The organism is Microcoleus sp. MON1_C1, assembly GCF_036701945.1.
Classification (GTDB): Bacteria; Cyanobacteriota; Cyanobacteriia; order Cyanobacteriales; family Microcoleaceae; genus Microcoleus.
Map to the genome: position 1 here is coordinate 1 of NZ_JAUBRO010000129.1, position 1826 is coordinate 1826.

The following is a 1826-nucleotide window of genomic DNA, read 5'->3' on the forward strand; positions in this document are numbered from 1 at the left end:
AGCCGATCGAATTGGCAAAACCTACAGCTAGTATGCGTTCGAGTTCCACGGAACTACCCCGCAGGGGGTAAGTTCCGGTTAGAGTCGATCGCACTCGCGAGGGCAATTTCACCCTCCAATCCGGTTTATTTTACCCGTTAGATCGATTCCGGTTGTATCGGAATGATTAAACCGCAGAGGACACAGAGGGTACAGAGAAAGGGAAGAGAGAGATGAATAATTCCGATGCCAACGGATTTGATATTATCGGAAATCAGCATACGGCGCCGTGCCGTTTCCCTACAATTAATCGGGCGGTGGTTAAATTTGTATTCATTAATCCCTCTCCTGTGCAAGTACAAACTGCCCTTTACTTTTTGATAGTAAATTGTCATAGCTTTAATTTTAGTCAACAGCTTTTTTAACAATTAAGCGCAACAGCTAATGATAAAAATTTATAGTTTAATGGTACGAGTGAAGCGGGCAATCCCCCGCCTACAAATAGAGTCCTCGATCGCCCAAATATAAAATCTATGAGTGCCGACTTCTGGGCCCACAATTCCTTGTCAGTAAGTTTCGCCGATGTGGAGGCGACGGCAAATCGCTTGCAGGGCAAAACTTTCAAGACGCCGGTGCTGACTTCGGAAACTTTCAACAAACGCACAAATTCTCAGGTATTTTTCAAGTGCGAGAACTTTCAGCGCACGGGTTCGTTTAAATTTCGGGGTGCTTGCAATGCTTTGATGCAGCTATCTGAAGCCGAAAAACAGCGGGGAGTGCTGACTTTTTCTTCGGGAAATCACGCGCAGGCGATCGCCCTTGCGGCACGGTTGCTAGAAATTCCTGCTACTGTTGTCATGCCGGCAGATGCGCCAAAAGTCAAGCAAGAGGCGACTCGCGGCTACGGTGCAGAGATTATTTTGTACGATCGCACTCAAGTTTCCCGCGAAGAGTTAGCGGCTAAAATTGCCGCAGAACGGCACTTGACAATTATTCCTCCTTATAATGATGCGCGGGTGATTGCGGGACAAGGTACGGCGGCGCTGGAATTAATCGCAGAAGTTGGGGAGTTGGATTTGCTGCTGGTTTGCTGCGGTGGCGGGGGTTTGCTGTCGGGATGCGCGATCGCGACAAAAACTTTGTCTCCGCAGTGTAAAGTAATAGGAGTAGAACCCGAGCAAGCAGACGATGCGGCGCGATCGTTCCGCACGAAAACGCTGCAAACTGTTACTAACCCGGATACGATTGCTGATGGTGCGCGCACGCCATCTTTGGGGAAATTAACCTTTCCTTTGGTGCTGCATTATGTGGACGATATGGCAACAGTTTCCGAAGATGCAATTCGCCAGACAATGTTTTTTATGTGGGAACGCATGAAGATAGTTGTGGAACCGACGGGAGTGTTAGCGGCGGCGGCTTTGTTGTCAGGTGTGGTGCAGGCTGAAAATGCGAGGATTGGCGTGATTGTCAGTGGGGGAAATGTGGATTTGAGCGAAGTAGATCGGTTTTTTCACTATAATTAAGTCTGCCACTTTGTTAGTTCGTCAGTCCGCAACTCCCCGGCGTTTAAACCTGTGTCTAATAACAAAAGTCCTTTAAAAACGACTGGAAAGGATTTTTTATTTTTATCTTTAGTCCACTGAAGTGGACTTGCTTTGTGAGACGGGGGTTAAAGCCCCCGGGGGACTTTCGGGCAAACGCCAAATATTCATGCAAACGTCAAATATTCATGCCCACCCAAAATATTGACAAATTTGACCAAATTAAAGAGTAGACCTCTTGCAAAAGTCATTCTGAAAGGTTAAGTTCATAGTTATAGATACCTGCAATCAGGTTGAAGCGTAAAC

At 47.0% G+C, this 1826-nt stretch carries 1 protein-coding gene; it reads left to right on the top strand.

Features of this window, described 5'->3' with window-relative positions:
- Positions 1-512: 512 nt before the first annotated feature.
- Complete coding sequence (locus tag QUA62_RS29135) at positions 513-1502, top strand: threo-3-hydroxy-L-aspartate ammonia-lyase (protein ID WP_333408272.1); 990 nt, start codon at positions 513-515, stop codon at positions 1500-1502.
- The last annotated feature ends 324 nt before the right edge of the window (positions 1503-1826 follow it).